The sequence below is a fragment of the Mesorhizobium amorphae genome (genome assembly GCF_014843845.1).
GTDB classification, from domain to species: Bacteria; Pseudomonadota; Alphaproteobacteria; order Rhizobiales; family Rhizobiaceae; genus Mesorhizobium; species Mesorhizobium amorphae_A.
Window position 1 is genome coordinate 86,513 of record NZ_JHQS01000128.1, and the last position, 9,247, is coordinate 95,759.

Consider the following 9,247-nt stretch of genomic DNA (forward strand, 5'->3'; position numbering starts at 1 on the left):
TGGCGAGTGCGCGCGCGCTCCCGAAAGTCGGGCCATGCGCTAGTCGCCGCGAAACGCCCGGCTGGCCTGGTCGGTCAACGGCTTGAGCAGATAGGAAAGCACCGTGCGGTCGGTGGTCCTGAGAAAAACCTCGGTCGGCATGCCTGGCTTCAGCTCCAGCGGGCCTGCCTCTTGGAGGCTCCTGGCCGACAGCACGATGCGCACGGCATAGTAGGAGATACCGGCCTTCTGGTCTTCGATGAGATCGGGCGAGATGCGGTCCACCTCGCCTTCGACCTCCGGCGTCGTCTGCTGGCTGAATGCCGAAAGGCGAAGCGTCGCCGGCTGTCCGATGCGCAGTTGGTCGATGTCCTGAGGGGCGACACGCGCCTCGACCACCAGCGCGTCGGCCGTCGGCACGATCTGCATGATCGCTTCGCCGGGCGAGATGACGCCGCCGACCGTATGGATTGCCAGCTGGTGCACCCGGCCGGATTGCGGTGCGCGGATGTCGATCTGCTTCAGCGATTGCTGGGCCGCGATCTGGCGCTCGCGCAGCTCGCTCGCCTTGGCGTCTATCTCGCGCAGCTCGCTTGCCACCTCGCTGCGCATGTCCTGCTCGATCTGGATGATCGCCAGTTCCGTCTCGCTGATGCGTCCGCGCGTCTGCGCGGCCGCGGCGGTCAGCTGGCCATCCTCGCCGTCGAGCCGTGCCTGGGCGCGCTCGCGTTCGGCCAGCCGCGAAATCGGCACCAGCTTCTTCTTCCACAGGTCCCGCATGCCCTGCAGTTCGACCTTGGTGAGCGCGATTTCCTGGAGCTTGCTCTTCTGCTGGGCTTCGATACCGGCGATCTCCTGCCGGAATTGCACGATGCGCTCGCGCAACTGTGAGACCTGGCCGTCGCGCGCCTGGCGCCGCAAGGCAAACAGCTTGTTCTCGCCGTCGATCAGTTCGGCGATCTTGGGCTCGGCTGCGCGTGCCGCAAGCTGTTCGGGATAAGCGACCGCTGTGACGCCATCGCGTTCGGCCATCAGCCTGGCGCGGCGGGCAGACAGCTCGTCGAGGCCGTTGTCGACGATGGCCAGATTGGCACGCGCAACCGTGTCGTCGAGCCGCACCAGCACGTCGCCGGCCGCGACCATGCTGCCATTCTTCACATTCAGCGCGCCGACCACGCCGCCTTGCGGATGCTGGACCGATTTGACGTTGGAATCGACGACCAGATGGCCGGCCGCGACCACGGCGCCGGAAAGATTGCTTGTCACCGCCCAAAGGCCGAGCCCGCCGACCAGAACGAAGGCAGCGATGCCGCCCAGCCTCACATTGCGGTCGATGGCGCGCCGCAACCGCTGCTGTTGCGGCGACGCGGCCTCGTCCGGCTTTGCTCCCTTGTCGAGGAAGGCAAGCGCCATCGACCTTGCGCGCAACGCCAGGCCCTTGGCCGTATGCAGGCCCTCCGTTGCAAAGCCGGGCATTGCAAGCGCCATCTTCATCCCGCCGTTCCCACCGCATGCAGCGGCACGGCCGCGGGCTTCAGCGCCTGTCGCGCTATCTCGCTCTTCGGGCCAAAGGCCTGCTGCCTGCCGCCGCCGAGCACCAGCAGATGGTCCAGTGCGGCAAGCGCGCTCGGCCGGTGCGCCACCACGATGGCGATGCCGCCGCGCGCCTTGATGCCTTCGATGGCTTGCGTCAGGGCCTGGTCGCCGGCGGCGTCGAGGTTGGAATTCGGTTCGTCGAGCACGACCAGGAACGGATCGCCGAACAGCGCGCGCGCCAATGCCACACGCTGGCGCTGGCCGGCCGAAAGTGCCGCTCCGCTTTCGCCGATTTCCGTCCGATAGCCTTCGGGCAGGCGCAAGATCATTTCATGGACGCCGGCGGCCCGCGCCGCCGCGATGATCGTCTCCGGCACGGCATCGTCGTCGAAACGCGCAATGTTCTGGCCGACCGTGCCGGCGAACAGTTCGACGTCCTGCGGCAGGTAGCCGATATGGCGGCCGAGCGAGCGCGCCGGCCATTGCTCGAGGGCCGCACCGTCGAGCCGGACCTTGCCGCGCATCACCGGCCACACGCCGACCAGCGCGCGCGCCAGCGAGGATTTCCCGGAGCCGCTTGGGCCGATCACGCCAACGCCCGATCCGGCGCGCAGCGAGAATTCGACGTCCTGCACCACCAGGCGCCGGTCGCCGGGGGCCACGACGCTGATGCTCTCGACCGAGAGCTCGCCGGTCGGGGCAGGCAGCTCCATCCCGCTCTCCAATGCCGGGAGCGCCGCAAACAAATCGTCCAGGCGCCGCCAGCTCTGGCGGGCGTTGAGGAAGCCCTTCCAATGCGCAATGACAAGCTCGATAGGCGCCAGCGCGCGTGACGTGAGGATTGAGCTGGCGATGATGATCCCGGGCGTCGCCTGCTGGTGGATGACCAGATAGGCGCCGAGCGCCAGCACCATCGACTGCAGCATCATGCGCAGGATGCGTGACACCGCGCCCAGCCCGCTTGTCAGGTCGCTGGCGTGCTCCTGCGCCTCGCGAAAGCCGGCATTGGCCCGGCTCCAGCGTCCAGCCAGCCTCTCGCCCATGCCCATTGCGGCCAGTACCTCGGCGTTGCGGGTGCTCGACTGCGCGATCGCGCTGCGGCTGGTGCTGAACCTCGACATCACCTTGGTCGGCCCGCGAACCAGACGGTCGGTGAGCACCGTCAGCGACACCAGCAGAAGGGCGCCGATGAGCGCTGCGACACCGATCCATGGGTGGAAGAGAAAACAGATCACCACATAGAGCGGCATCCATGGCAGGTCGAACAGGGCGGCGGGGCCCGGGCCGGAGAGGAAGCCGCTCACCTGGTCGAGATCGCGCAGCGCCTGCAGCCCTTCGCCACGGTCGCGCGTGCGCAGCGGCAGGCGCACCACGCAGCCGAAGACGCGGCTGGAGATAGTCTCCTCGATGCCGGCGCCTATGCGCGTCAGCACCCGTGCCCGCACCGCTTCGAGAATGCCCTGAAAGACGTAGAGCACGGCCACCAGGATGATCAGCGCCACCAGCGTGGGCACGCTGCGGCTGGGCAGCACGCGGTCATAGACCTGCAGCATGAACAGCGAGCCGGAAAGCATCAGCACGTTGATCAGGCCGCTGAAACCGGCAACGGCAACATAGGCACGCCGGAAGGAGGCAAGAGCCTCCCGCAGCTCGGAGCGAGCCTTGCGGTTCGGGTCTGGCGAAAACGGATGAAACAAGTATCTTTCCCTCGACTATGCCCGGCCATCGTCATCTGGCGGTTCCGAATCCGAACGCTGACGCCGTCAGAATGGCTGGGGCGTCAAATCTCCTTCAAATTCGCGGCGGCCCGCGCCTGAAGCACGGACCGCCAGGCAATCTTGCAGTTCGCTGTCAGCCCACGAGGTCTGCGCTCTGATGGTCCGATTGGGCTATCTGAGCCAGGATCTTGGCCACCGCGGCATGTGCCGCGTCGCCCGCATCGGCAACGATGTTGCCGTCAGCCGGGACATGCGCCTGCAACGCCGCCACCGCGCGGTCTATCGCCTGATGGAAGGGGCCGCCGCCATCGAGCAGATCGGAAATATCCTCTGCATTGGCGGGCGAGGCGATTGTCTGGCGGAACTGCAAATGGCCGCTGCCAAGCACGGCCGTATGTGATGTGTCCTGATCTGTCGCGCCGCCTGCAGTCTCATTGGCGCTGAGGGTGTCTTGCTTCGCCAGCGAATGGGTCTTGAAGAAGTCGGCGAGCCAGCTTTTGGTGGTGCTGCCGGCATTGTTGCTCCCCGCATCCGCCACGGCGGTGGGAGCCGCCGATACCACCGGCTGCGTGTCGCTCGTGTCGGAACTGGCATCGTCGGCCGAAGCGGTCGCGGCAAGCGTGCCCGACTTCATCGTCGGATCGATCAGGTCGCGTTTGACGTTCTTGGTGCCGATCGTCGCGGTCTGCGTCGAGGCGGCGATGTTCGCGCCCGAGAATGTCACCGTGTAGGTGCCAGGCTTCAGCACCAGATCGTAGCCGCCGGCAGCCGATGTCGTGGTCTTGAAGGTCTGGCCGGCGGAATTCTTGGCCGTCACCGTGATGGCGCCGAGCCCTTCGCCCGGATCGTAGAAACGGTCGCCATCCTTGTCGTCGAAGGTGACGCCGGTCAGGAACAGGTCGGTGCCGGTCTTGGCGAAGTCCTCGGTGACGAAGGCGCTGCTGCGGCCCTTGTAGTCGCCGACCTCGAAGCCAAGGCCGACTTCGCGGAAGTTGGGATTGAGGATGTTGGCCCGGTGTCCCGAGGAATTCATCAGATTGGTGTGGAGAAGCTTGACCTCGTCGACATAGCCGGTCGGGGCGCGGGTCGTTGCCCAGGCGATATTCTCACCGGTGGCCCACGATCCGGTCAGGACATAGCCTGCAGCCTTCATGCGCGTCGTCGGCGACGAGCCACCGGAACCGGTATGCGAAAAAATGTCGGTTGCCAGCATCCACCGGTCGTGACCTTCGGCGGCTTCGCTGAGGTCGTTGTCGAAGGCCAGTGGCTGGGCACCTGTCTTGGCACGCTCGGCATTGATGAGTTCGAGCAGATACTGCTCGTTGGCACTGTGTTGCGGCATTGGTATCCCCGTGGGTTCTGATTGGTATTGAGCCCCCTGTGCTTCCCGTCACCCGTCCTTGAGCAGCATATGTGTTTATGATTTGGCGCTAAAGTAAACAAATTAGAACATACGCACATATATCGTGTGCGATATTGCGGATCGCTTTAGCAAGGCTGAAATCAGGGTGCAGGATCAGTTTTTGGCTGAGCTCTCAAGTTCTTCTGACGCTTTGAACAAGTGCGCCATTTCGAGAACTCTATATTTTCCCGGCGCGGTTTTTCCGAGGACCCTTAAGAGCCGGAATTCGCTAATGTATCTCCCGTACGAGAAATGCGCGAATGTCCGGAAGCGGATGGAGTTTCGGTACTCGATCGAGAGGTGAGCCTCGACAAGAACAGGTCGTTCAAAGAGGATATATCTATGTCGACCTGGCAAGGCCCGCTTCTGACCGGCGAGACGGCTTCGAAGCGGATGTTGGGTTTCACACGGTTCGCTTGGCGTGAACTAAAAAATTCCGAGCCCAGCATCGATCAAGGCAGGCCGGCGTGCCGACGGACGACCGATTCGATGCATTGCGAAACGAGTGCGCGTCGGCTGCGCGACGGGAACCGACTAGTTCCCCCGTGCTGCCGCAACTGCGCCCGGCAGTTCCTCGGCGAAAATGTCGAGCTCGTGGTCGAGCCCGACGCTGACCCTTATGCAGCGGTCGAGCACCGGCACCATCGGCTTGCGGATGAACACGTCGCGCGCCAAGAGCCCCTGCAGCACCTTGAGCGCGAAGGCGCCGTCGCTGCCGCAGTCGATGGTGACGAAATTGGTCGCCGAAGGCAGCGGCTTCAACCCGTTTGCTTCAGCGATCCCGGCGATTCGCAGCCGCCCGGCCGCGACCCGCACCACCACGCTCTCGAGATAGGCTTGATCGGCGAGCGCCTCGACGCCGGCGATCTGCGCCATGCGGCTGACGCCATAGTGGTTGCGGATTTTCTCGAAATCGCGGATCACCTGGGCCTCCGCCACCGCGTAGCCGCAGCGTATGCCGGCCAGCCCATACGCCTTCGAAAAGGTGCGCATGCGAATGACGTTCGGCCGCGAGACATCGATCGGCGGCAGCGCCGAGGCCGGCCCCAATTCGCCATAGGCCTCGTCGAGCACCAGCATGGTGGTTTCGGGCAGCGCCTCGATGAAGCGGATGATCTCGGCTGCCTCCCAACAACTGCCCATCGGATTGTCGGGATTGGAGAGATAGACCAACGGTGCCTTGTCCCTGACGGCCGCCGCGAGCAGCCCGTCCAGGCTTTCTTTGTCGTCCTCGTAAGGCACCGCAACCAGACGGCCGCCGACGCCGGCAATGTGGAAATTGAAGGTCGGATAGGCGCCGAGCGAGGTCACCACCGCGTCACCCGGCGCCACATACATGCGCGCCACCAGGCTGAGCAGACCGTCTATGCCTTCGCCGACGACCACGTTCTCGGCACCGACGCCGAGATGGGCGGCAATTGCGACCTTGAGGTCGAAATTGTCGGGGTCGCAATACATCCACATGTCGCGGGCAATCCCGGCCATGCGCTCGATGACCCGCGGCGAGGGGCCAAAGCTGCTCTCATTGGCACCGATGCGGGCACGAAAAGCACGGCCACGCTCACGCTCCTGCGCCTCCGGCCCGACAAATGGCACCGTCGAGGGAAGTGCCGCGATGAGCGGCGTAAGGGGAGGGCGCTGACGCATAGTAAGGCTCGCTCGAAAAACGGTCTTCTTGCTAGCGTGGAGGCATGTTGGGCGCAAGATGACAATGCCGCACTGGATTTCGCCGATCCGTTTTGTTAGCGAAATAGAATGAGCAACCGATTGCCGCCCGCTTGGGCCAAGCACCTTAAAACCCAAGCAGCGCCGAAGGGCGCACCGCCGAAGGTTGGGCAACCGAAACCTCAGCCCGCAAAGGCGGCTCCGTCTCGCGCTCAGGCCAACGATATGATGTTGAGGCAGGCGCTCGAGTTCCAGCAAGAGAATCGATTGCCTGAGGCGGAAGAACTCTGTCATCGCGTTCTGGCGAGAACGCCCGAACATCCGCTGGCCCTTTATATACTGGGGACGCTGGGGATCGGGTACGACGAAGAGAAGGTTATGCGGTATTTTGCTCGGGCGATCGCGCAGGAGCCTCTAAATCCCTACTACAACCTAAGCCTCGGTCAAGCCTATTTGAGGCTCAGCGAGTTTACACCGGCGATCAAACACATTCAGCACGCACTGGCATTGAAGCCGGATCTGGTGGAAGCGCTTTGCGCCTTGGGCGATGCATACAATTCGTTTGACAAAGGGGAAATGGGGCTGCCGCTCTTTGAGAAGGCGCTCAGGGTCGACCGAGATCATCCCATGGCCCGGTTGGGGCTGCCTCGTGCGCTGGCAAGCCTCGGCCGTATGGACGAAGCCGCGGCTCATCTCAAAGAGACAATAGATCGGCGCATCGCGGTACCTGCTGCCTACAGTGTGCTTGTACGCACGCACAAATTCACTGAAGAGCCACCAGAACTCGCGGCGATCCTGACGGAGCTTCAAGACCCTGACCACGGATCCGAGGGAGTGGCGACGCTCCATCACGCGGCCGGAAAGCTGCTCAACGACCTCGGTCGCTACAAGGAGGCGATCGATCACTTCAAAAAAGGAAATCAAGCCGGCGGCCAGAGATTCGATGTGCAATCCTACCGTCGTTGGGTCGACGCCCTGATCGAAACCTTTACACCGGATTTGGTGGCTTCAAGGATTGCTCCTGGCAATGTCTCGGAGGTGCCCGTGTTCGTAGTCGGGATGCCTCGCTCGGGCACAACACTGACTGAGCAGATCTGCGCCAGCCATCCCAATGTTCATGGCGCTGGCGAGTTAACAAAGCTTAGACGCACATCGAATGGGCTCGATCTTAGGTCTGGATCCGGCATAAGCCCGGATGAGGCGATCGCATCGATGACTCCACAGCTGTCCAGGGCCCTGGCTGCGGAGCATCTTGCCTACCTGCGCGAGCGGGCCCCTGACGCGCTTCGAATTGTCGACAAGATGCCTCACAATTTCGAGCTGGTCGGCCTGATTGGCATCCTTTTCCCCAACGCGCGCATCATTCATTGTCGCCGCGACGCCATTGACAACTGTATCTCTTGCTTTGTCCTGCAATTCAGTGAAGCGCATAGCTACAGCGCCGATCTGGAGACACTAGGGCTTTACTACAGGGAGTATGATCGTCTGATGCGGCATTGGGACAAGATTTTCCCGGGCCGTATCTTCGAAAACCGGTACGAGACGTTGATTGAAAATCAAGAGAAGCAGTCGCGCTGTCTCATAGATTATCTCGGACTACCCTGGGACGATACCTGCTTGCGCTTTTTTGACAGGGGCGGCTCCGTAAATACCTATAGCAATTGGCAGGTCCGCCAGCCGATCTATACGTCGTCCGTCAAGCAGTGGACGAAATACGAAAGCGAGATCCAGCCGCTGATCGACGCCTTGGGAGATCTTGCCGACATTTGAGCGTGAGGGCCCGTCGCTGTTTCGCCGTTACCTAGGAAATTCTTGAGCGGAGCCCGTCGTCCTCAAAGAACACGGTGCCCAACAAAAAACCCGGCGGTCGCCCGCCGGGTCTCGATTTCGGTCAGGTCGAGCCTGTTAGAACGAGCGCTGGAAGCGGAGGAGGCCGCCGACGCTGTTCTTCTTGTCCCCATTGGTCCAGTTGCGATTGTCAACGTCGCCAAACTTGCCGTCGTGGTCGTAGTCGACTTCCGCCGTGACCGTGAGGCCGGGAACGATGTCGTAGGCGACGTTCGCCGCGACGCCATAGTTCTTGTCGTCGTCAGCCGATGCCTGGAGGTTGAACGAGGTCTTCTCGTTGAACTTGTAGGTGCCGCCACCCCACACCGCCCAGTTGCCGCCCCACTGCTTGTAGAAGTTGCGGTCGATGTTGTCGTCCGTTCCGTAGCCGGCCATGATGAACAGCGACAGTTCGTTGGTCGCGTTCACGTCGAGGCGAACCTTGCCGGCCCACTCTTCCCAGGTGCTGTCATAGGCGCCGACAGCAATGATATCGCCCCAGCCCTGCGTGTATTTCACGCCGCCGACGACATGCGGCACGTAGCTGTCGATCGTGTCATTGCCGGAAGTGGCATTGAAGACATAATTGCCAGCGCCATCGAGGACAGCAGCACCAGCATCGCCGGAGCCTTCTTCGAGCGAAACCACGGCCGAGAAGCCGTTGCCGGCGTCGAAATAGTACTGGACGACGTTGGTGTCGAAGCCGCCATAGGGGACCAGCGTATCCTGGATGACGTTGCCGGCGTAGCCGATGAACGTATCGAAGGCCGATTCGTCCTTACCGACGCGCAGCCCGCCGAGCTGGATCCAGGCGAAGTTCAGCGTGATGCCTTTGTTGACAGCGTCATTGCCGAAGTCATCGCCATAGCCGTTGGAGTTGCCGAATTGGATACGGGTCTCCGTATAGGTCTTCAAGGTGCCGAGCTCGGTTTCCTGGCCGGTCCAGGTCTTCAGCGTGAAGCGGGTGTTCTTGTACCAGGTGTCCTGTTCCTTGGGGTCGCCGAACTGGTTGAAGGCGCGAGCACCATCGAACGAGCCGACGTCGCCGGCGCCGATGTCGTAACGGACATAGCCGCCGATGCGCAGGCAGGTTTCGGTGCCGGGGATGTAGAAGTAGCCC

Annotated in this window: 6 protein-coding genes; 1 reads left to right on the top strand and 5 read right to left on the bottom strand. The window is 62.7% G+C overall.

Annotation, left to right across the window (positions count from 1 at the left end; all coding sequences use genetic code 11):
- Positions 1-39: 39 nt before the first annotated feature.
- The 4 genes from DH08_RS33540 to DH08_RS33555 all read right to left on the bottom strand — a co-directional run bounded on the left by DH08_RS33540 (position 40) and on the right by DH08_RS33555 (position 6,282).
- Complete coding sequence (locus DH08_RS33540; RefSeq protein ID WP_192183491.1) at positions 40-1,473, bottom strand: HlyD family type I secretion periplasmic adaptor subunit; 1,434 nt, start codon at positions 1,471-1,473, stop codon at positions 40-42.
- Positions 1,470-3,212, bottom strand: coding sequence for a type I secretion system permease/ATPase (locus tag DH08_RS33545; protein ID WP_246801187.1), 1,743 nt, complete (start codon positions 3,210-3,212; stop codon positions 1,470-1,472). Before DH08_RS33545 ends, DH08_RS33540 begins: the two co-directional genes overlap by 4 nt.
- Positions 3,213-3,366: 154 nt before the next feature.
- Complete coding sequence (locus DH08_RS33550; RefSeq protein WP_192183492.1) at positions 3,367-4,575, bottom strand: CAP domain-containing protein; 1,209 nt, start codon at positions 4,573-4,575, stop codon at positions 3,367-3,369.
- Positions 4,576-5,169: 594 nt separating this feature from the next.
- Entirely contained in the window at positions 5,170-6,282 is a 1,113-nt protein-coding gene (locus DH08_RS33555) for a pyridoxal phosphate-dependent aminotransferase (RefSeq protein WP_192183493.1), read from the bottom strand.
- 108 nt (positions 6,283-6,390) lie between these two features.
- Between DH08_RS33555 and DH08_RS33560 the strand changes: the two genes are divergently transcribed.
- A complete protein-coding gene (locus DH08_RS33560) occupies positions 6,391-8,070 on the top strand; it encodes a tetratricopeptide repeat-containing sulfotransferase family protein (RefSeq protein WP_192183494.1) in 1,680 nt (559 codons plus the stop codon).
- Between the two features lie 135 nt (positions 8,071-8,205).
- Here the strand turns inward: DH08_RS33560 and DH08_RS33565 are convergent.
- Positions 8,206-9,247 (bottom strand): porin (locus DH08_RS33565; protein ID WP_192183495.1); only part of this gene is annotated, 1,042 nt, incomplete at its 5' end.